At 31.7% G+C, this 21,257-nt stretch carries 20 protein-coding genes; 13 read left to right on the top strand and 7 right to left on the bottom strand.

Annotated features, from left to right (window positions below):
• Positions 1 to 10 precede the first annotated feature (10 nt).
• The 8 genes from guaA (at position 11) to cspD (ending at position 6,415) form a co-directional block, all read left to right on the top strand.
• Positions 11 to 1,552, top strand: coding sequence for a glutamine-hydrolyzing GMP synthase (gene guaA, locus LG295_RS12860; RefSeq protein ID WP_017723341.1), 1,542 nt, complete (start codon positions 11 to 13; stop codon positions 1,550 to 1,552).
• Between the two features lie 68 nt (positions 1,553 to 1,620).
• Positions 1,621 to 2,067 (top strand): terminase small subunit, encoded by a 447-nt coding sequence (locus LG295_RS12855; protein WP_107530732.1) that lies wholly within the window; start codon positions 1,621 to 1,623, stop codon positions 2,065 to 2,067.
• Positions 2,068 to 2,323: 256 nt separating this feature from the next.
• The gene (locus tag LG295_RS12850; RefSeq protein WP_404476892.1) at positions 2,324 to 2,431 is read left to right on the top strand and encodes a hypothetical protein; all 108 of its coding nucleotides are present in this window, start codon (positions 2,324 to 2,326) and stop codon (positions 2,429 to 2,431) included.
• Positions 2,394 to 2,552, top strand: coding sequence for a DUF4260 family protein (locus LG295_RS12845; protein ID WP_404476013.1), 159 nt, complete (start codon positions 2,394 to 2,396; stop codon positions 2,550 to 2,552). The genes LG295_RS12850 and LG295_RS12845 overlap by 38 nt, the downstream gene beginning before the upstream one ends.
• A 1,190-nt stretch (positions 2,553 to 3,742) precedes the next feature.
• Entirely contained in the window at positions 3,743 to 5,017 is a 1,275-nt protein-coding gene (locus tag LG295_RS12840; RefSeq protein ID WP_107530730.1) for a dicarboxylate/amino acid:cation symporter, read from the top strand.
• Positions 5,018 to 5,420: 403 nt separating this feature from the next.
• Complete coding sequence (locus LG295_RS12835) at positions 5,421 to 5,615, top strand: hypothetical protein (RefSeq protein ID WP_325999194.1); 195 nt, start codon at positions 5,421 to 5,423, stop codon at positions 5,613 to 5,615.
• A gap of 35 nt (positions 5,616 to 5,650) precedes the next feature.
• On the top strand, positions 5,651 to 5,851 hold the full coding sequence (locus tag LG295_RS12830) for a hypothetical protein (RefSeq protein ID WP_107530727.1): 201 nt from the start codon (positions 5,651 to 5,653) through the stop codon (positions 5,849 to 5,851).
• Positions 5,852 to 6,214: 363 nt separating this feature from the next.
• A complete protein-coding gene (gene cspD / locus LG295_RS12825; protein ID WP_011303913.1) occupies positions 6,215 to 6,415 on the top strand; it encodes a cold-shock protein CspD in 201 nt (66 codons plus the stop codon).
• 250 nt (positions 6,416 to 6,665) lie between these two features.
• On the opposite strand, the gene LG295_RS12820 is transcribed toward cspD, so the two are convergent.
• Entirely contained in the window at positions 6,666 to 8,105 is a 1,440-nt protein-coding gene (locus tag LG295_RS12820) for an MDR family MFS transporter (RefSeq protein WP_107531769.1), read from the bottom strand.
• Positions 8,106 to 8,465: 360 nt separating this feature from the next.
• Between LG295_RS12820 and LG295_RS12815 the strand changes: the two genes are divergently transcribed.
• On the top strand, positions 8,466 to 8,978 hold the full coding sequence (locus LG295_RS12815) for a GrpB family protein (protein ID WP_325999193.1): 513 nt from the start codon (positions 8,466 to 8,468) through the stop codon (positions 8,976 to 8,978).
• Positions 8,979 to 9,168: 190 nt separating this feature from the next.
• Here LG295_RS12815 and LG295_RS12810 read toward each other — a convergent pair whose 3' ends face one another.
• Complete coding sequence (locus LG295_RS12810; RefSeq protein ID WP_107531767.1) at positions 9,169 to 10,788, bottom strand: PucR family transcriptional regulator; 1,620 nt, start codon at positions 10,786 to 10,788, stop codon at positions 9,169 to 9,171.
• Positions 10,789 to 11,103: 315 nt separating this feature from the next.
• Here LG295_RS12810 and LG295_RS12805 point away from each other — a divergent pair, with 315 nt between their 5' ends.
• Together LG295_RS12805 and allB are read left to right on the top strand one after the other, a co-directional pair.
• Positions 11,104 to 12,594, top strand: coding sequence for an allantoin permease (locus LG295_RS12805; RefSeq protein WP_107531766.1), 1,491 nt, complete (start codon positions 11,104 to 11,106; stop codon positions 12,592 to 12,594).
• The gene (gene allB / locus LG295_RS12800; protein ID WP_107531765.1) at positions 12,584 to 13,945 is read left to right on the top strand and encodes an allantoinase AllB; all 1,362 of its coding nucleotides are present in this window, start codon (positions 12,584 to 12,586) and stop codon (positions 13,943 to 13,945) included. Before LG295_RS12805 ends, allB begins: the two co-directional genes overlap by 11 nt.
• A 55-nt stretch (positions 13,946 to 14,000) precedes the next feature.
• Here the strand turns inward: allB and LG295_RS12795 are convergent, their stop codons facing one another.
• A complete protein-coding gene (locus LG295_RS12795) occupies positions 14,001 to 14,327 on the bottom strand; it encodes a PH domain-containing protein (protein WP_107531770.1) in 327 nt (108 codons plus the stop codon).
• Positions 14,328 to 14,349: 22 nt separating this feature from the next.
• The gene (locus LG295_RS12790; protein ID WP_107531764.1) at positions 14,350 to 15,831 is read right to left on the bottom strand and encodes a catalase; all 1,482 of its coding nucleotides are present in this window, start codon (positions 15,829 to 15,831) and stop codon (positions 14,350 to 14,352) included.
• A 605-nt stretch (positions 15,832 to 16,436) separates the two neighbouring features.
• Between LG295_RS12790 and LG295_RS12785 the strand changes: the two genes are divergently transcribed.
• Positions 16,437 to 17,057, top strand: coding sequence for a D-alanyl-D-alanine carboxypeptidase family protein (locus tag LG295_RS12785; RefSeq protein WP_107557964.1), 621 nt, complete (start codon positions 16,437 to 16,439; stop codon positions 17,055 to 17,057).
• A gap of 191 nt (positions 17,058 to 17,248) precedes the next feature.
• Entirely contained in the window at positions 17,249 to 18,121 is an 873-nt protein-coding gene (gene isaB / locus LG295_RS12780) for an immunodominant staphylococcal antigen IsaB family protein (protein WP_404476012.1), read from the top strand.
• A 63-nt stretch (positions 18,122 to 18,184) separates the two neighbouring features.
• On the opposite strand, the gene LG295_RS12775 is transcribed toward isaB, so the two are convergent.
• The 3 genes from LG295_RS12775 to LG295_RS12765 all read right to left on the bottom strand — a co-directional run bounded on the left by LG295_RS12775 (position 18,185) and on the right by LG295_RS12765 (position 21,186).
• Positions 18,185 to 19,660 carry a Mur ligase family protein gene (locus tag LG295_RS12775; protein ID WP_325999191.1) on the bottom strand — a complete coding sequence of 492 codons (1,476 nt, stop codon included), beginning with the start codon at positions 19,658 to 19,660 and terminating at the stop codon, positions 18,185 to 18,187.
• 136 nt (positions 19,661 to 19,796) lie between these two features.
• A complete protein-coding gene (locus tag LG295_RS12770; protein WP_325999190.1) occupies positions 19,797 to 20,627 on the bottom strand; it encodes an anti-sigma factor in 831 nt (276 codons plus the stop codon).
• Positions 20,620 to 21,186, bottom strand: a complete 567-nt coding sequence (locus tag LG295_RS12765) for a sigma-70 family RNA polymerase sigma factor (RefSeq protein WP_325999189.1) — start codon at positions 21,184 to 21,186, stop codon at positions 20,620 to 20,622. Before LG295_RS12765 ends, LG295_RS12770 begins: the two co-directional genes overlap by 8 nt.
• Positions 21,187 to 21,257 lie beyond the last annotated feature (71 nt).

Here is a 21,257-nt window from a genome sequence, read left to right as displayed (position 1 = left end):
ATTTAAAGTTATGGAAATGGCGAAAGAGCAAGAGCTCATACTTGTTTTAGACTTTGGTAGCCAATACAATCAGTTAATTACACGACGTATTCGTGAAATGGGCGTATATAGTGAGTTACACGACCATGAGATTAGTATGGAAGAAATAAAACAATTAAACCCTAAAGGTATTATCCTTTCGGGTGGACCAAACTCAGTTTATGAGGAAGATTCGTTCACAATTGATCCAGAAATATACAATTTAGGAGTGCCGATTTTAGGTATTTGTTATGGTATGCAATTGACGACTAAATTATTAGGCGGAAAAGTCGAACGTGCCAATGAACGTGAATATGGTAAAGCAATCATCAACGCTAAAACTGATGAATTATTCTTCGGTTTACCGGAAGAACAAAATGTTTGGATGAGTCATTCAGATAAAGTTATTGAGATTCCAGAGGGCTTTGAAGTTATTGCTGATAGCCCAAGTACAAATTATGCAGCGATTGAAGATAAATCTCGCCGTATTTATGGTGTACAATTCCATCCAGAAGTACGTCATACTGAATATGGTAACGACTTATTACGTAACTTTGTACGTCGCGTATGTGAATGTACTGGTGAATGGTCAATGGAAAACTTCATTGAAATCGAAGTTGAAAAAATCCGTAATCAAGTTGGCGACCGTAGAGTGTTATGTGCTATGAGCGGTGGAGTTGATTCATCTGTAGTAGCAGTATTGTTACACAAAGCTATTGGTGATCAACTTACATGTATCTTTGTAGATCATGGCTTGTTACGTAAAGGTGAAGGCGACATGGTTATGGAGCAGTTCGGTGAAGGATTCAACATGAATATTATTCGTGTAGATGCACAAGAACGTTTCATGAGTAAATTACAAGGCGTATCTGACCCAGAACAAAAGCGTAAAATCATCGGTAATGAGTTTATCTATGTTTTTGATGATGAAGCATCTAAATTAAAAGGTGTAGATTTCTTAGCGCAAGGTACACTTTATACAGATGTGATCGAGTCAGGTACAAAAACTGCTCAAACAATTAAATCACACCACAATGTAGGTGGTTTACCTGAAGATATGGAATTCCAATTAATCGAACCTATTAACACACTATTCAAAGATGAAGTGCGTGAACTAGGTATTGAATTAGGTATTCCAGAGCACTTAGTTTGGAGACAACCGTTCCCAGGTCCAGGTTTAGGGATACGTGTCCTTGGAGAAATCACTGAAGACAAACTTGAAATTGTACGTGAATCTGATGCGATTTTAAGACAGGTTATCCGTGAGGAAGGTCTTGAACGTGAAATTTGGCAATACTTCACAGTGTTACCAGGTATCCAATCAGTAGGTGTTATGGGAGATTACCGTACGTATGACCATACAGTTGGTATTCGTGCCGTAACCTCAATCGATGGCATGACAAGTGACTTCGCACGTATCGACTGGGAAGTCTTACAAAAGATTTCAAGTCGTATCGTAAATGAAGTTGATCACGTTAACCGCGTTGTTTATGATATTACATCTAAACCACCAAGTACAATTGAGTGGGAATAATAGTATAGAATGACGAAACCCCTTAGGCATAGGCTTAAGGGGTTATTTTTGTGGATTTGAAATAGTTTGTGAAAAATGGAGATATAGTAGAACGATTTTCGGATAATGGATTTAAAAGCAAGGTTATTGATAATCATGTGCATGCTGAGAATGAAATACTATATATTCTGTCTAATGCAGCAGTAGGAGAAGAAACAGAAATAAAAGAGGTAGTCACTAAACGTGGTGAATACATTAAGAATCCAGACACAGGCAAGTACAATATTATCTATAATGAAAGCGTTGAGATGATAGAAGTACCTATTAAAATTAGTGATTGTTTGAAAGCACATGATCTACTTGGTAAATACCATACTTTATTTACTGATAAGCATGAGCTCACTGGAGATACACCAGTAATCATTAATGTTGGTAAATGGGATGGCGATGAAGAATTGGATAAGGAAATAGAACAAGCTACTGATAAGCACACAAATAGACCAGTATTTGTTAATGATGTTCCATTGGAGGACTAGAAATAAGCCCACTATCAATGATAATGGGCTTATCATCATGTTAATAAATTTAATACAAGTTCGGCTAAATAAGTTTCCATAAAGGCTGCTATCACAATTAGAGGAAGAGAAATAAAAAAATAAATTTTCAGTAAATTAATTATTGATAATTTGAAAGATAAATTTTGTTTCTTATCATTGTAATGGTGATTGTGTATTTAATGTTTGGCTTTTCAAGTTGGATGTTTTTATTATTTTATTAGTACCAGACATATTTATGGTGGGTTATATGATCAATAAGGAAATTGGGAGTAAAGTGTACAATGTTTGTTGGTCACACATATATAGTGCCTATATTATTTGTTTCATTATATTTAATATTTAGAGAGGGATTATTACTTCAAATAGCTTTAATCTGGTTTTTACATAAAAGTATGGTTAGGTCATTTGGATTTGGTCTTAAATATGCATCTGAATTTAATACAACTACCACCCTAAAAATTTAACGGTAGCCATTATTACTTTAGTAGAATATTATATCTTGTGTAGAATGGAGTGATATTATTCCAAAATCTCAACAAATTTTAGTGGGAATAATTACGTTGTTACTATTAATATTTAATATCATTGTTCCTATTGTAGGAGAGACTTTAGGTATTATATATTAGGTTTTAGTTCAACTTTAATCAGAAGTATACAGGGGATATTTATTGTCATATTTATCATTTTTACATACAGACAAATTAAACGGAAAGGTTTTTAAAATCACCTAGAAGCGCCTTGTTTTCTAAAATCTAATATTTTAAAACTTTTTAAGTAGTAAAGTACTTATTCCAATATTTTGTGTTTTAAACATTCATCATTCACGACTAAATAAAGATATTTTTTCTTATAAAGTTAATTATATTGCATGATACTACTATGGACTGATTTAATAGCTCTAACGCCATATTAAAATAATATCATCTTAATATGGAGGATATTTATGAAAAACGTACTATTATTAACAAGTGTTATTTTATTGTAGTACTGTCGTTTTTTTAATATGTTATTAATATTCATATAGGTAAAAAACACTATAACAGGTAAATTAGCTACTATAACAGTATATTTGTTTTTGGGACGACCTCTAGATTTATGTCTTGCCATTATGACGTCTCCTTTTTTGTGAAAATTTTTATGAAACATTAATGTTTTTTTGCGTGTGCGATATATTTAAAGCATAATTTTATATTAACAAAGAATGAGGTGGCTATGGTCGTCGGTTTTCATAAAAGCAAAGAAGATTTTAGCATATCGTTGCGATATTAGGTTATTGATAAAACAATCTAGTTCAATTTAAGGCACATATAAAAATAATGAAGTTGTATTGTAAAATGACGTATATTAAAACAAATAACTCTAATTTTGTATGTGAAAAGCTATTTTCGACAAATTTGTGTATAATGTAAAAAGCGCTTTCTTATTGTGTTCTAATAATCTTTGAACTCCTATAGGCATAAGGCTGAAGGGGAATTCTTTTTTTAACTAAAATACACAAATTTCTGATATAATAGCCTAGTTGTACAAAAATCATAAATAATTTTTAGAATCATGTAAATTTAATATATGAGTGAAATTTTCTTTATGATAAACTGTATTTTGTAGAAAACTAGCATTTATGCAAATGTTAGCTTAGATAAGGGGATGAACAAGAGTGAAAGTAATTAAAAGAATAAACCTACCTACGCAAATTATCATAGCATTGGTATTAGGGGTAATTTTAGGTAGTATCTTACATGGAAATAAAGATGTAATTAACTATATACAACCATTCGGTGATGTATTTATAAATTTAATTAAAATGTTAGTAGTACCTATTGTATTTTGTTCTTTAGCACTATCTATTTCAAATGTTGGAGATACAAAAACGATTGGACGCTATGGCGGTAAGACATTATTATATTTTGTTATTATGACAAGTTTTGCAATTTTTATGGGATTAATATTTGGTAACTTATTTAAACCAGGTCAAGGACTAAATCCTGATTTATTACCTAAAGGTGATATTTCAAAATATGAATCAACTGCTAAGGCAGCAGAAAGCACTACATATGGAAATCATTTAATCGATACAATTGTTAATATTATACCGACTAACGTAGTTGAAGCATTTGGATCTGGAGAGCTTTTACCGGTCATATTCTTCTCAGTATTTTTCGGTTTGGCGTTAGCTGCTATTGGACAAAAAGCGCAACCTGTTAAAGACTTTTTAGGTGGCGCATTAGAAGCAGTATTCTGGATGATTGGTAAAGTATTATTATTAGCACCAATTGCAGTATTTGCATTTATTACGACAACGATTATTACTTTTGGATTATCAGCATTAATCCCACTGTTTAAATTATGCTTAACAGTAGTCATTGCAATGTTTTTCTTTATTTTCGTTGTATTAGGTATTGTTTCAAGAATTTGTGGAGTGAAGATTACGCAAATCATCAAGTTGTTGAAAAATGATTTAATGCTTGCATTCTCAACTGCAAGTTCAGAAGCTGTATTACCAACAGTTATGAAAAAAATGGAAAGATTTGGTGTTCCTAGAGATATCGCATCCTTTGTGTTACCAACTGGTTATTCGTTTAACCTTGATGGCGCGGCCATGTATCAATCCATTGCGGCGTTATTCGTTGCTCAATTATATGGTGTTGACTTAAGTATTGGTGAACAAATCATCTTAATGATTACGCTGATGCTCACATCAAAAGGTATGGCTGGCGTGCCAGGAGCTTCAATTGTAGTATTATTAACAACATTAGGCTCGGTTGGATTAAACCCACAAGGTTTAGCACTTATTATAGGTGTAGACAGAATTTTAGAAATGCTTAGAACATGTGTTAACGTATTAGGAAACTCAGTAGCTACAATCTTTATTGCTAAAACAGAAGGTGTTTACAATAAAAAAGAAGGCGAAGAGTATCTGAAGACAATATAGAAAATGCCCCTCCTTTACAGATTGTAAGGGAGGGTGTTTTTATGTAATTTTTAAAATTAGATTCATTTTATATTAAAAATAAGTGTACGTTAGAAGTATATAAAGAAGTGTAACCACAACGATGTTTAAGAAAAGTATGAAACGAAATTGTTTTCCATTCATAGGGTGAGCCTGTTCTTTATATGCTTTTTTATTTACGTTTTGACGTGTTTGTATCGTATTATTCCAAGACATTATACTAACAAAGATAATACCTACTAGAATTTTAAAGGTAAGATTCACTGTGTGCCTCTCCTTATGTCGATTGTAGATTTTTATAAAAAGTAAATTGTGTTATGATTTCCTATAAGATAACACAAATTTAGATTTTCAAAAATGTTCTTAAAGTAAAAGGTGCGATAATATGCAACAAAAAAATAAATTAGGTATTGGTTTTTTAATTTCTAGTTTTATCACTATTGTTTTAGTACTGTTAGTTGCTTTTGGTATATCTACATCTAGCCAAACTGTACTTATTGTACTTGCATTGATTACGATGGTAAATGCTATTTATTTACTATATAAGGCATTCTATATATTTAGAGAAGAAAGAACTTAACAAATGAACCAATCGCATAGGAGGAATTACATATTATGGCAATTACATTATTGATTATTATATTTTTAATAAATATGGCAGGAGCATTATATTTATTAATGAAACTTTTGAAATTAAAAAAAGCGCAGGCTCCTGATCATGAATATAAAAGAATGATAGACCGCATGTCACCTTACCTGTGGTCATCACTCATCATATCTGTTATTTTATTCATCATCGCGATAATTGTGGGTTAATTTTAAGTTTAGAAAAGAGAAAAATACGATTCTGTATTTTTTAAAGAATAAATTATTTTAAAAGTAGAAAACTATTATTTTAGGTGATGTGAGCTATGAAATTTAAGGGTGTATGTTGAATTTTTATCTATATACAAGAATAAAAATAAATAGAACAATACACTATATCGTTACTAAAAATTAAATTAATAAACTAATTTACGGTTTAGGGTGTACAAATGAATGATTACTCGTTATAATAGGTATTAAGTAATTTAGTTCGTGAAATTGATTTGTAGAGTTATTCTTTTGAATTTACTCCTTTTGATTTTTTAAGACAGATTACAAATATTCGTGCAAAAGCACATATGGAGGAATTTAATTATGAATAACGGTACAGTTAAATGGTTTAATGCAGAAAAAGGTTTCGGTTTCATCGAAGTTGAAGGTGGAAACGACGTATTCGTACACTTCTCAGCAATCGCTCAAGAAGGTTACAAATCATTAGAAGAAGGACAAGCTGTTGAATTCGAAATCGTTGAAGGCGACCGCGGTCCTCAAGCAGCTAACGTTGTTAAATTATAATAACGGCTGAAAGACGAGTATAACTCGTCTTTTTTTTATGCAAATTTAAATAAGAAATACGACATTAACCCCTTAACGCATAGATTGGTGCGTTAAGGGGTTTTATTTTTTTATAATGAGTTATGTTCAATTATTTTTAGAAAAAGCGATAGAAGCTTGTTATTAAATATCAATTAATAAAATACAAAAAGGGAGCGGACATATGACATTAAAAGTTAATCTCATATGCTCGCTCCTTTAATGATTTACGTTATAATTCTCGACTATTGATCGTTTCTTTTTTAGTACGAATCATCAACATTAGGATGAAACCAATAATCATTAGAATGGTTGTGAAGGCAAATGCAGCGTCTACACCAAGTACGGTAGCGTGTTGCATTATTTCAGTTTTTGTGTGACTACCATTAGCATTTTCTACGTAGTTTGTTCTAACAATAGTTAAGATTGTAATCATAATAGCAGTACCTATTGCACCAGCTATAATTCTTAATGAATTAATAATAGCAGTACCGTGTGAAATGTTTTTAGTTTCTAATGCATTAATACCAATTGTGTTTAATGGCATTATAATTAACGCAACAGCAAACATTCTGACTGCATAGATGACAACAATATACCAATAAGGTGTGTCTGTAGTTAAGAAACAATGCAGGATGGTCATAATAATTAATAAGGTAAATCCAGGGACAGCCAATATCTTCAGTCCATATTTATCATAAATTTTACCCGTATATACAGACATAAATGCATTAACCACAGCTCCAGGTAAGATGACTAAACCTGAAAGTATTGCTGATAGGCCAAGTCCTGATTGAATATACATAGGTATCAATAATGCAGGACCTACAATACCAATAAATAGAACCATTGAAGCGAACGCAGATAATGAAAAAGTTCTGTTTGCAAACACACGCATATTTAATAATGGATTGTCTATTCTAATTTGTCTCAAGACAAAGATACCGACAATGATAAGTCCAACTATTAATGAAATGATAACGATTGGTGAAGTAAATCCTAGGTTGCCAGCACTACTAAAGCCGTAAAGCATTAGTCCGAAACCAAATGTAGAATATATCACTGAAGTCTTATCTAATTCAGTGCGTTTAGTTTCATTGTTACTTTCTACAAAAATGATACCAATAATAAATGCAATGATAGCGATTACTGCTACTACGATAAATGGTGCTCTCCAACTAAATGTATCAATTAGAAAACCAGTTAAAGTAGGGCCAATCGCTGGTGCTGATTGCGCAACAATTCCTGTAAGCCCCATGGCAAATCCACGCTTTTCAGCTGGAAAGAGGGTGAAGACAGTGAATTGCATTAATGGTAACAAGATACCTGCACCTATAGCTTGAATCACTCGTGCTAACATTAGTAAACCAAATGTCGGCGAAAGTGCAGCTATAATAGAACCGAGTAAGAACGCACTCATTGAAAAAATATAGAGTGATCTTGTATGGAAGCGGTCCATGAGGAAAGCTGTCGTAGGAATCATGATTCCGTTAACAAGCATAAATCCTGTAATGAGCCACTGAGCAGTAGTTTCAGTTATTTCTAAGCCATTAATGATGGCTGGCAGTGCTGTGTTGAGTAATGTTTGGTTAAGCATTGCAACAAAGGCACTACTGAGCATAACTAAAATGATTGTATTTCTCTTTTTGTTCGATATTCCATTCTCCGACATTTCAATTACATCTCCTTTTATAACATCCCAACGATAAATTTTAATCCTTTTAAGTTAGCAAAGCAAACCATTCGGTTTAAAAATCTAATATTAAAAGTAATAACTTTAAAAAAATAATTATGTAAATATGAAGTTGATTGAATGTAATTATTATAATGAATGGAAACAAAATTCATATATACAATTAAATTGAATTTAATATAGAAAAAATAGTGTCATCATGGCGTGCAGGATGAAAGTAACTTTATCTGTTGAATTGAAAATAAATTTATAACTATCAATTTTAAAGATATAATTTAGTTTAGAAGAATAAAGGGATTTTAAGAGATGATGAAATATATTGGGAGGAAAGTGACTATAATGGAAATTGAAGTACAACACTATCAAAAACAGTGGCCGATTTTATTTGAAATTGAGAAATCAAATATCGAAGCTATTTTAAGTGAAGAAGTCATTAAAATACATCACATTGGGAGTACTGCTGTTGAAAATTTAAAGGCTAAACCTATTATTGATATGTTAGTAGTAGTAAATAAAATAGAAAAAATTGATGACTATAATGAAGTATTGATGAACTTGGGTTATACATCATTGGGCGAAAATGGAATTACAAAGAGAAGATTTTTTATAAAAGGTGGAAATCCACGTACGCATCATATGCATATATTTCAACAGGATAATATGTATGAAATTAACCGCCATATAGCGGAAAGTGATTATTTACGTAAACATAAAGAGAGTGCACGTGAATACGAACAATTAAAAGAACGCTTAGCACAACAATTTCCTGATGATAGGCAAAGTTATTGTGATGGAAAAGATACTTTTATGAAAAAATTAGAACAAGCTGCATTAAATTGGTATTTGAAATAATTATAAAGTCCCACTAACTCTTAAAAGCAGATCACTTGAGTAACTACTCATGTGTAAGAGCCACTAACTTAACAAATTAAGAAGTGGCTCTTTAGAGAAGTGGGACTTATGCATGAGCGCAAGCTCAGGTAATCAATTAAAAAATTTGCTTTCTACTCTATGTCTTTATTTAAGATAATTTTATAGGAGTTTAATCAAATTGAGTGATGTCAGAAACGTATAAAGCGATACGAATGTTTAATGAATGCATTGGGTCTTCAATATTCACTCCGATTAAATTGCTACATTTATTAATTCTATATTTAACTGTATTACGATGAATATATATCTTTTCTGCAGTTTTAGTTATATCACACTGGTTGTCCATATAGACTTGTAATGTTTGTTTTAATTCTAAGTCTTTTTTAGTTTTAGGGTAACTCAATGGGCCTAAAGTATGTTTTATAAATGGACGTAATTTCTCTTTTGGTATTAACTGTAAGAGTTCTTTAATATCTTTGGAATGATAATAAGAGATGAAGTTTTGTTTATCTCTTATTAATCCATTTTCAAAAGCTTCATTAGCTTCAAAATATGACGAAGCTATTTGTGTGAATTCTGTAACTTCATTGCCAATACCAAAAGAAATCGTACCTTCAAAATGTTCTCCAAAACTATTTTGAAGGCGTTTAAGATAGTCGTAGTAATAGTCGTGACGGTTTTGTAATAAAATAGCAAAGCGATTCGTACTTGGTATTTTATAAATACTGATATAATCATCAAGGTCGGTAAGCATATATTGTAGCCAACGAAATGTCAGTTGATACCTTTCATTAAGGTAATAGCTATTCTCTAAGCTATTCAGTGAATCAATGTCACAAATAATGATTTGATAATAATCAGAATCGAAAATATTATAGCGTTTCAGTAAATCGTTATGCTTTTTGATTGAAAGCGTTTGGTCGTTTTGGTTATTAACGAGTGCTTCAAAAAAGCGATTAATATCATTTTGTTCGGCTTCTTCGATTTTTGTGTTTTTGTATAAAGCGAAACTCAATACGCTAACTACTTGTTCAATAGTCAATAAACTGAATGGATATGACAATTTATTGACTTGTGAAACCATTAAATAATACGGGAAGTACGTATATCCTAAAACTTTGAATATGACATGGTCTTTGTTTTCAAATACTTGTTTATTTTTATCGTAAACAGTTGATTGTTGGTAATAATTAAGAAAATAACCGACATGTTCATTAGTTAAAAGTTTATTTTGATTATAATGATGGCTTAACGCTTCTGGTGCTTTGAAAGGATCAAAAAGAATAATCGGTACACCAAGTAATTTACTCATTCGTTGAATCATTGTATTAATACTATAACCTTTGATAAGAAGCTGATTTAACTCTTGTTGAATGTGTAATGCGTAGTTTAATTTTCCAGTTTCTGAGTCTGAAATATATGATGAAATTTGGTGTGTAATTTCACCTAAGTTCCAACTTTCTGGTATTTCTATTAAAGGGAATTCCAATTTATCTGCAAAATCTATAACCTCTTTATTTATCTCATGTAAAAACCTTGAAACTTTTATGCCGAGACCAGCTGTATTAATATCATGTAAGTCTTTAATTAACCTTTTTAAATCTTCTTGGTTATCTTGAAATAATACGCCAGTTGTAAGAATAAAAGCATTTTGAGAAGTAAAATGCTTAATATCATTATTTTCAGTAATATCTAAGCTTGAAACTTCTGATGATAAATCTCCGTTTTTGTTAATCAGTTCTAACTCTTTAAACTGAGGAACGGACAAAATTTCGTTAAGTGTAGTCATGGTTTAATCCTCCGTTTCCGCCTTCTTGTATTATGAGTCATACTATTATATTTTACGAGTAAATATAGCTATGTTTGTATGTTTATTAATCTAATGGTATATTTATAAACATCGTAAATACGTCTATAATTTTATAAATCTTATCAAAAATAATGTTATATAAAAATTATTATACACATATTTTGTTCGAAATATATAACTTTTTACTCAATATATGTCATTACTAACAAAGAAAAACGCTTACATACGTAATAAAATGTAAAGTAAAGATTGATTAAGATAGTTATAGCCTATTGAAGCAAAGGAGATATACAGATGGGAACACAGGATAATGAAACGGCTTATAATCAAGCTTTCTTTGAAAAGCGTGGTTATAATAAAGATATAATGCCTAAGACATCAGCTCAACGAAATAATTCAGCATTCAACTTTTTCACTTTATGGATGGGCGCTGTTCATAATATACCTAACTATACAGCGGTAGGTGGTTTTCTATTAATAGGTTTATCACCATTACAAGTCATATTTGCCTTGATTTTAAGTTCATTTGTTATTGCACTATTACTCGTTTCAAATGGATATGCTGGTTCTAAATACGGAATACCTTTCGCAATGCAGTTACGTGATACATATGGAGATATCGGGGCTAAATTGCCTGGTGTTTTACGTGGTGTTGTAGCTGGCATCGCATGGTTTGGTTTACAAACATTTGCTGGTTCTCAAGCGTTACTTATTTTATTAAATAAGATTTTCCCAGGATTTGAAAACATTGGAAGTGGCATTTCAATTCTAGGTATTTCGGTACCAGGGTTAATCGCATTTTTAATTTTCTGGGCAATTAGTTTTGCAATTGGATTTGGTGGTGGTGACATACTGAATAAATTCACTGCTATTTTAAATCCGCTCATTTATATAGTGTTTGGTGGTATGGCAATATGGGGTGTGACTGTTGCTGGCGGTTTCAGCAATATTATGAACTATGAAATATCAACAAAAACAGACGGTATTATATATCCAGCCATTTTATCATTTATTTTAATCTTCAACTCTTTATTAGGTGTTTGGGCTGGACCAGGTTCAAGTGTATCTGATTTCACACAAAATGCTAAATCTACTAAAACACAAATTATTGGTCAGATTTCCGGTATAGTAGTTGCGCATGTGTTATTTGCTATCGCTAGTGTGTTTATTATCATTGGTGGTTCTATTTACTTAGGCCATCAAGAGTGGAATATTTTAACGATTATTAATGAATGGAGTAATTTCTGGGCGATCTTGATATCGACAGGGGTACTATTAATGACAACCATTTCTACAAATGCAACGAGTAATATTATACCAGCTGCATATCAATTAAGTGCGTTGTTACCTAAATGGATTAATTATAAACGTGGCGTAGTTATTGCTTCTGTATTAAGTGTTGTTATTATGCCATGGAAAATGATGGAAAATGAGGATAGCATCTTTTTATTCTTAAATGCTATTGGTGCCATACTTGGGCCTGTTGCAGGTGTAATGATAGTACATTTCTACTTAGTATCTAAATGTCGCATTGATATTGATAAATTGTATTTTGATTTACATGATAAAGATATAAAAATACAAAGAGTTAATATTTCTGCCTATATTGCAACGGTAGTAGGTGTGGTTATTTCATTGCTCGGATTCTTACCAGCATTCAAGGTGATTTCTGATTTTTCATGGTTTATTGGATTCTTTATATCCAGTTTAGTTTATATTGTTTTACACCATTCAGTTAAATTATTTTCAAAAAAACAAGAAGGAGTGAATTATAATGAAATATGATTTAATTTTAAAAAATGGATTAGTCATTTTAGAAGATAGTCAGCAAAATGTAGAAATCGGTGTTAAAGATGGCAAGATTGCTGCTATTGGTCAAGATTTAGGTGAAGCTGAACAAGTTATTGATGCTCAGAATCAAATCGTATCACCAGGTATGGTAGACGCACATGTGCATATTACTGAACCAGGCGGTGGTTATCGTGATAGCTGGGAAGGTTATGTTACTGGTACACGCGCAGCAGCAAAAGGTGGCGTAACGTCATTTATTGAAATGCCTTTAAACCAAGTACCTGCAACAACGGATCAAGCTTCTATTCAAGCAAAATTTGATGCTGGTAAAGATGAATTGTCAGTTGATGTTGCGAGTTATGGCGGTTTAGTACCATATAATTTAAACGGCGGTATTCAAGAGTTAGATGAAGCAGGAGTCGTAGCATATAAAGCGTTTTTAGCAACGTGTGGTGATCGTTCAATAGAAGGTGACTTTGAAAATGTGGATGATTATTCATTATACGAAGGTATGAAACAAATTGCTAAAACTGGTAAATTACTTTCTATTCATGCTGAAAATGCAACGATTACTGACCGTTTAGGTGAAATTGCTAAGGATAACGGTGAAACAACTTTAAGTGCATATGTCGATAGTAGACCGGTATTTACTGAAGTTGAGCCAATTCGTAAGATTATCTTATTTGCAAAAGAAACTGGTTGTCGTGTACATATTGTACATGTTGCTTGTGAAGAAGGTGTAGATGAAATTATCAAAGCTCAACAAGAAGGTGTAGATATTTCATGTGAAACATGTACACACTATCTTTACTTCTACAAGGAAGAATTAGATGACATTGGTCCAGTCGTAAAATGTTCTCCGCCAATTAGAGAAAAATCACGCTTAGAAGGTATGTGGAATCGCGTGCTAAATGGTGATATTGGATTTGTTACTTCCGATCATTCTCCTTGTACACCCGATTTAAAAGATACAGATAATGCTTTTGAAGCATGGGGCGGTATAGCTGGGTTACAAAATAATGTTGATATTTTATTTGATGAAGGTGTTCAAAAGCGTAATATGTCATTAAATAAATTTGCAGATATTATTGCTACAGCACCTGCCAAACGTTTTGGATTGGAAGCAAAAGGTAGCATAGCTGTTGGGAAAGATGCAGATTTTGTATTAATTAAACCTAATGCACCATATACTTTAACAGCAGAAGATTTAGCATATCGTAATAAGATGAGCCCTTATATTGGTCGTGAAATTGGCGCGCAAGTGACGCAAACTATTTTAAGAGGCGAAGAAATTTACAACCAAGAAACTGGCGTTTCAGAAAAACGTATCGGACAATTTATATAAGCTTAATAAAAAGGATGACTTCTACGCAATCATTGGTAGAAGTCATCTTTTTTGTTTAAGTACGCTTAGTTTCGATATAACTTATGAATGGTTCGGCGTCCTTTTTATTTAAATTTGTAATTGGAAACGTACCAATACTAAAACGCATGGTTAGCGTATCATTATCTAATTGAACATCTTCTATTTCGTCATAACGAATATTTCTATAGTAAAATTGGCCATCCATATCTACGTTTAAGATAAGGCGTTCATTTGTTGCAATATATGCAGCATCATATGTTTTTACATTACCATTGATAGGGTACTCCATTTTCCCTAATATGGCAGGTCCTTTTTTCTCAGTAGGAAACAAATCTTCTGGATTTACGTTATCTAATATCATATAGTCACCTTTTTCTTGTATTTTAGTCTGCGACATCTAAGTCCACTTCATTAATATCAATTCCCATAGCTTCGGCTACACCTTGACCGTATGCAGGATCTGCTTTATAGCAATGTCTGATATGGCGGTGTTTTAATGCGTCGGTAACGGGATTCATTTCATTCGCAGTATTCTTAAATAATGTTTGTTGTTCTTCAGATGATAATAAACGGAATAATTTACCAGGTTGTTCAAAATAATTATCGTCATCTTCACGAAAGTCATATTCATATGCTTGCCCTTGAATATCTAAAGCTGGTTTTTTGTACTGTGGTTGATCTTCAAATGCACCGTTACTATTTGGGTAATAATGTGTACTAGCACCTTGATTATTATCTAAGATACGCATTTGCCCATCTCTACTAAATGGACATATATTTTCCATACCGACACCTTTAGGTTGGTTAACTGGAATTTGCCAGTGGTTAACACCTAAACGGTATCTTTGAGTATCTCCATATGAAAATAGTCGACCTTGTAACATTTTATCTGGCGAGAAATCTAAACCTGGAACGATGTTCGTTGGTGCAAATGCAGCTTGTTCAACATCTTGGAAATAATTTTCAGGGTTTCGATTTAATTCAAACTCACCAACTTCAATTAAGGGATATTCATCTTTATACCAAACTTTAGTTAAATCAAAAGGATTATCTTTATGATTACGAGCTTGTTCTTCCGTCATTACTTGAATGTACATTTTCCATTTAGGGAAATTCCCTTGTTCTATATTATTGAATAAATCTCTTTGAGAAGAATCTCTATCTTTAGCCATCACTTGTTCTGCTTCTTCTGCAGAATAGTTCTCTATACCTTGTTGTGTTCTATGATGGAATTTAACCCAAAAACGTTCGCCTTTATCGTTATACATAGAGTATGTATGAGAACCAAAACCATGCATATTTCTAAAGCCTTTAGGGATACCACGATCTGTCATTAAGATTGTAATTTGGTGTAACGCTTCTGGTAATAATGTCCAGAAATCCCAGTTCGCTTGTGGGTCTTTCATATTTGTTTTTGGATTCCGTTTAACCACGTGGTTTAAACTAGGAAATAATTTAGGGTCTCTAAAGAAGAATACGGGTGTATTATTACCAACTAAGTCCCAATTACCTTCGTCTGTATAAAACTTCAAAGCAAATCCTCTAATATCTCGTTCTGCATCGCCTGCACCACGTTCGCCTGCCACAGTTGAAAATCGTGCAAACATTTCTGTTTGTTTACCGATCTCAGCAAATATACTTGCGCATGTATATTGTGTTATATCATTTGTTACTGTGAAAGTACCAAATGCACCTGACCCTTTAGCATGCATTCGACGCTCTGGAATGACTTCTCTATCAAAGTGTGCCATTTGTTCAAGGAAATAAATGTCCTGCATTAATAAAGGACCTCTTGGGCCTGCAGTCATACTATTTTCTCTATCTGATACGGGAGCTCCAAATAGCCCTGTTAACTTTTTATTCATAGTTTAATCTCCTTTATTTTAATCATATTTTTTATCATCAAATAAATGAATTTGGATCCTTTCTAGTAAAAATGTGTTGGAAACAGAGATTCAAATTTATATTAAGTCATATTTTATACAGCGTTTTCGACAATGAAAGTCGTATAAACATAACTAGCGTTGTTTTTATAACTCTAAAATAAAAACTTGATAGATCGTTTTTTACATAATCTTGAAACCTCCCAAATTATGATGCTAATTATAATTAATATCTTTTTATAATTGTTATAATCTATTATAACTAAAAATTCGGTGAAGTACATATTTTTTTCTCAAAAAACCATTTTAATTGATAATAATTATCTATAATTGAAATTTATAGATTATAATATCAAGCTCAATTTTTATATCTGTTTTTATGTTTTGTATTTCTAATTGATTTATCATTTTATTAAATGTAATGTTGTTGAACAAAAGAAGATTAAGTATTTGGAGTCAATTAGAGTGTCGACATCATGATGCAGATGTTGGAGAGGTTGAAAGTGCATAAAACATACATTGGAATAACGTTAGATAAGTAGATTTAAAATTATTTTAATAAAAAATGTGATGATAAGGATGAGTATATGAAAAAATTAATCTCGGGTGTAGCTATAATTTCAACTGCAATAATTTATTTCATAAATAAAAAACAAAAGCACTATGATAATAATATTATAAAAATGAACGGAGCATATTACTGTAATAATCATATTATTGTAAATAAAGATTATAGAATTTCTCCATTTTATACGCCATTTCCAAAATTAGAAGCATTAAATGCTTTAAAAGTAATGATTAGTGATGCAGATAAACAAGGGTTTCAATTGATTATTATAAGTGGTTTTCGTTCATATCTTAAACAAATGCGATTGTTTAAGATGTACGTGCAACGTGATGGTTTAAAAAAAGCGCAACTTTATAGTGCTAAACCTGGATTCTCTGAACATCAGACTGGTCTTGCTTTTGATGTTGCTACTCCAGGATTACATGAGTCAGCTAAAGAGTTGTTTCAATATACAGAAGAAAGTAAATGGTTGGAGGATAACGCTCATAATTATGGCTTTATTATTCGATACCCAGAAGGTAAAGCGCATATTACACAATTTATGTACGAACCATGGCATTTAAGATATTTGGGAAAAAAAGATGCAAAAGAAATAAAAAATACTGGCCTTACATTAGAAGAATATTTTGATTTAGTTTAAATAATTTTTATAAAAGTGAACTTAAAGTAGCAAAAATACGTATGTCTTAGTAAGTAGAATAAAAAAGGGGGCATTACGCAAAGCAATCCGTTTTATTGTAAGTAAAACAGTCATTTGTTTTTAAGCGTAAGACTAAGAAGAAACACACAACAAGAAACATTCATAAAATATTAAAAAAGGGGTGGAGATTTATGAATAATAAAACATTAATGATTTCATCATCATTATTAGCAACAAGTTTATTTTTAGGAGCTGGATCAGCTCAAGCCGATACGACAACAAATAACAACATGAACCAACAAGACATGGCAATGAACGGACAAATGGGACAAATGAATAACAACATGAACCAACAAGACATGGCAATGAACGAGCAAATGGGACAAATGAATAACAACATGAACCAACAAGACATGGCAATGAACGAGCAAATGGGACAAATGAATAACAACATGAACCAACAAGACATGGCAATGAACGAGCAAATGGGACAAATGAATAACAACATGGACCAACAAGGCATGTCAATGAACGGGCAAATGGGACAAATGAATAACAACATGGACCAACAAGGCATGTCAATGAACGGGCAAATGGGACAAATGAATAACAACATGAACCAACAAGACATGGCAATGAACGAGCAAATGAATCATATGGAACAAACAACAATGATGCCATATTATAATTATAATGGATATACAACATATGACGGGCAATTTACTCAAGATTATGATTTTGTAAGAGCATTACAGTACGACAATGTTATGATTGATGGTTATAAAGTTAATACTGCTACATCTGATAAGGATGTTGCATCAAGTAAAACAGTTTATGACTCAATGATTGATATGAATAAAGATGGACAAGTAATTCATATAACTTTTGAAACGAAACCAGATACGGTAAGTAAAGAGATGTTTGAAAAAGCGCATATGTCGAATCATATGGTGGATGAAGGCAAGACAACGGATGGCTCATATATGACTTACGAAACCAATAACGGTATGTATAAAGCTTTCTTTGATAAGCAAGGTTATTTAATGAAAGTAATGATTAGTTAGTTTGAATGTGCATAAGAGCATAAAAAAAGTCCCGATTTAAGGGGCTTTTTTTAGTGTTATTGTTTAAGTTTTTAGTTCTTGTAATATTTTTTTTGCATATTCTTGATCATCATGATCATACTTTTTACCTCTATAATTTTGTGGTTCATTTATCCCCGTAAGTAAAATAATCTCATTATTTTTATCTGTTGCTTGTAAAAGTGACTTTATTCCCTCTTTACGTGAGGAGCCACGCAAAATATTGCTTGTTTTATAGCAATCTGGTAAATGATTAAACATAAAACGGAGGATTTTTTCTGGGTCTTCGTAGCCTACTTGTTCCGCAGCAATCATCAACTTGTGGATACCTTTAGGCAAAGTATCTACAGTCAATTTTATTTTATCTAAACCTCTCAAACCTATGCCTGTAACCATCGTGTTTAAGCTCTTATTAATACTTTTACTATAATTCAAAGCGTTATTTATAGATTCTTTAATGGCCAAAGCAGTGTGTGCAAAATCTAATATAATCGTATAAGCATCTATTTCTATAATTTGAAAACGATGGAGTGGCGGCTCAATTATTGAAGCAACTTTTACAATTTCTTTTGAATCAAACCCTAATTTATCTAAAGCAAATATACTTGTAGCTAAATTTATAAAGTTATGTCCCCCTTTAAAGGTTGGTGTAATTGTAAACGCATCATCATTAATCTCAATACCAATAGTGTCATTATCGATATGATATTCATAATATGCGTCTTGTGTACTGGAAAAATGTTGTTCATCTTTTAAAATAGTACGATATTCTACCGTGTCTAAATTAACTAAATTTAGTGAGCTTAAGCTATTTAATCTTAGTTTAGCATTTAAATAATTTGTCATTGTACCGTGATATTCAAGGTGTTCTGGACTAAAATTAGTAAAAACGGCTAAGTCATTTTTGATGAAATCTGTCCGGCGTTGTTCCAAAGCTATAGAAGTAGCTTCATAGACGATATAATCGTAATTTTCATTATAAAAATAATTTATAATCTCAGCCATTTCGAAATACATTGGTGTAGTTTGAGTCGAGTGGTTAAAGTTAAGTTTACTATAATTACAGTCGTATACTCCCATTGTCCCTATGATAGCCACTTTTTTATCAAGTTTAGTAAGTAAATTGCCAATCATATGACTAGTTGTTGTTTTGCCATTTGTGCCTGTTACAGCGATGAAATTCATATGTTCAATGGCTCTTTTATAAAATAATTTGACTAAGTTATTAGCTACTTCTGGAAAATCTGTTATAAAAATAATAGGTAGGTTGTATCCAAAATGGTTAAATTTTGAAGGATTTGCATCGGTAACCACAAGCAATGGATTCATTTTACAAGCACATTGTGCATAATATGTTACGTTGTCTGAATCTTTTAGCATAAAGAGGGTAGATTGGCTTATATCTTGGTACATTGAAGTAACTTTTTCACAAACGACTTCTGAATCCAATTTTACACATTTTGAAGATTTAACTGTATTTTGTTCAATAACTGACAAGATATCTTTAATTGTAATTTTCATAGTTTTTCTCCACCTTTTTAGTGAGTTTCTTATTATACAAATATAATCATGATTTTATTAAAAATGTAATTGAGAAATATACGTATGAAAATTAAAAAAGGATCACATAAATTTGTGATCCTTTCAGATAATTTTATTAAACTTCTTTACTAGCCATAACCATTTGCCCTTTCGGTTCTGGGTTGTTTGGTGAAGGTTCAAGAGTGATTGCAATAGTATCGTTCTTGTCTACATCAATGTCATTTAAGTTGAATACGACCATACCCTTATTGTTTGTAGTTGCGAATGTTCCAGCTGGATATGGTTTATCATTTTTAATGATCCAAACTTGATAAACTTCATTACCTTTTGTTGCTTCAATATCGTTAGCTTCGACCATTAACTTATTATTAGTCTTGCCATTAGATACATAAGCTTGACCTTGTGTTTTTTCATCATTCATAGATTTCAAATTAATGGCGTGTGTATCATTGGTATTAATCATCGGTGATGATTGTTTTTGTGATTCTTTGTGGTTAAAGTATTGAACGCCATTGCCAATTAGAGATAGCAGTAATAATGCTGCCATAATTCCTATAGAAAGTTTTTTGCCGGGCGTACGTTTAATTTGCTTATAATCGCTTTGTTTTGTTTTTATATTGTTTTCTTTATATTGCTTAGATTCATTTGAATTTTGGTTATTATTCTTGTGGAAAGGTGTGGCGTCTTTATTGAAATCGTTGGTTTTATCCTGTTGATTTTCATGTTCCTCATTAATAACTGCGTCTAATATTCTTTGCTTCATACCTGTTGGAGGTTCGACTTCTTTATTACTATAAGGAAGCGTGTCATGAAGAATATTAATGCTATCCAAAGTTTCATTACTTTCAGAAGATGAACTTAAGTCTTGTTCAATTTCTTCTTTTTCGTTTTCGTCTAACTTGCCATTAAAATAATCATATATTTTATCAACTTTTTTATCATTCATTTTCTTCACGCTCCCTTCTTGAAATGTTTTTAAAGTAGTTATTTAAATGTTGTATTGATAATCTTAATCTGCTCTTTACAGTACCTAAAGGTGTGTTTAATTTATGTGCAATTTCTTTTTGGCTTAAACCTTTATAATAAAATAGAGCAATGATATCTTGTTGATCTTTATTTAGATATGAAATCATTTCTTGGATTTGTTCTGAGCATTCTTTATCTAATAAATCATATTCAGGTAAACCGCTCAGTTGTAATCCTTGAAATTCTTCGTTGAATTCACTTTCTGAGATTTTTCGTTTTCTTACAATATCAATTGCTCCATTACGACATAATGTAATGAGCCAAGTTGATAATTTACCTTTTTCAGATTTGAAAATTGCTTTTTGATGCCAAATTTTCATAAAAATATCTTGTAAGATTTCCTCACTAGATTGCTTGTCTTGAGTGATTTTATAAGCCAAATTAAATAACAATGACTCGTACCGATCATATAGGATTTCTAGACTTTGGCTATCCTTTTTCTCAACAATCAGTTTATATAGATCATTTTCATCTAGCATGTCTTCCCCTCCTTGTATATAAAATTACGTAATTTGAACATTAAAAGTTCACCAATCAGGGTGAACTTTTA

This window comes from Staphylococcus pseudoxylosus, assembly GCF_044794325.1.
In the GTDB taxonomy this organism is placed as follows: domain Bacteria; phylum Bacillota; class Bacilli; order Staphylococcales; family Staphylococcaceae; genus Staphylococcus; species Staphylococcus pseudoxylosus.
The sequence above is the reverse complement of the archived record's forward strand: the minus strand, read 5'-3'. Positions and strand labels throughout refer to the sequence as shown.

Coding starts and splice junctions, on each gene's coding strand:
- guaA (WP_017723341.1), top strand. CDS start 11: ATGGAAATGGCGAAAGAGCAAGAGCTCATACTTGTTTTAGACTTTGGT.
- LG295_RS12850 (WP_404476892.1), top strand. CDS start 2,324: ATGGTGGGTTATATGATCAATAAGGAAATTGGGAGTAAAGTGTACAAT.
- LG295_RS12835 (WP_325999194.1), top strand. CDS start 5,421: ATGCAACAAAAAAATAAATTAGGTATTGGTTTTTTAATTTCTAGTTTT.
- LG295_RS12830 (WP_107530727.1), top strand. CDS start 5,651: ATGGCAATTACATTATTGATTATTATATTTTTAATAAATATGGCAGGA.
- cspD (WP_011303913.1), top strand. CDS start 6,215: ATGAATAACGGTACAGTTAAATGGTTTAATGCAGAAAAAGGTTTCGGT.
- LG295_RS12820 (WP_107531769.1), bottom strand. CDS start 8,105: ATGTCGGAGAATGGAATATCGAACAAAAAGAGAAATACAATCATTTTA.
- LG295_RS12815 (WP_325999193.1), top strand. CDS start 8,466: ATGGAAATTGAAGTACAACACTATCAAAAACAGTGGCCGATTTTATTT.
- LG295_RS12810 (WP_107531767.1), bottom strand. CDS start 10,788: ATGACTACACTTAACGAAATTTTGTCCGTTCCTCAGTTTAAAGAGTTA.
- LG295_RS12805 (WP_107531766.1), top strand. CDS start 11,104: ATGGGAACACAGGATAATGAAACGGCTTATAATCAAGCTTTCTTTGAA.
- allB (WP_107531765.1), top strand. CDS start 12,584: ATGAAATATGATTTAATTTTAAAAAATGGATTAGTCATTTTAGAAGAT.
- LG295_RS12795 (WP_107531770.1), bottom strand. CDS start 14,327: ATGATATTAGATAACGTAAATCCAGAAGATTTGTTTCCTACTGAGAAA.
- LG295_RS12790 (WP_107531764.1), bottom strand. CDS start 15,831: ATGAATAAAAAGTTAACAGGGCTATTTGGAGCTCCCGTATCAGATAGA.
- LG295_RS12785 (WP_107557964.1), top strand. CDS start 16,437: ATGAAAAAATTAATCTCGGGTGTAGCTATAATTTCAACTGCAATAATT.
- isaB (WP_404476012.1), top strand. CDS start 17,249: ATGAATAATAAAACATTAATGATTTCATCATCATTATTAGCAACAAGT.
- LG295_RS12775 (WP_325999191.1), bottom strand. CDS start 19,660: ATGAAAATTACAATTAAAGATATCTTGTCAGTTATTGAACAAAATACA.
- LG295_RS12770 (WP_325999190.1), bottom strand. CDS start 20,627: ATGAATGATAAAAAAGTTGATAAAATATATGATTATTTTAATGGCAAG.
- LG295_RS12765 (WP_325999189.1), bottom strand. CDS start 21,186: ATGCTAGATGAAAATGATCTATATAAACTGATTGTTGAGAAAAAGGAT.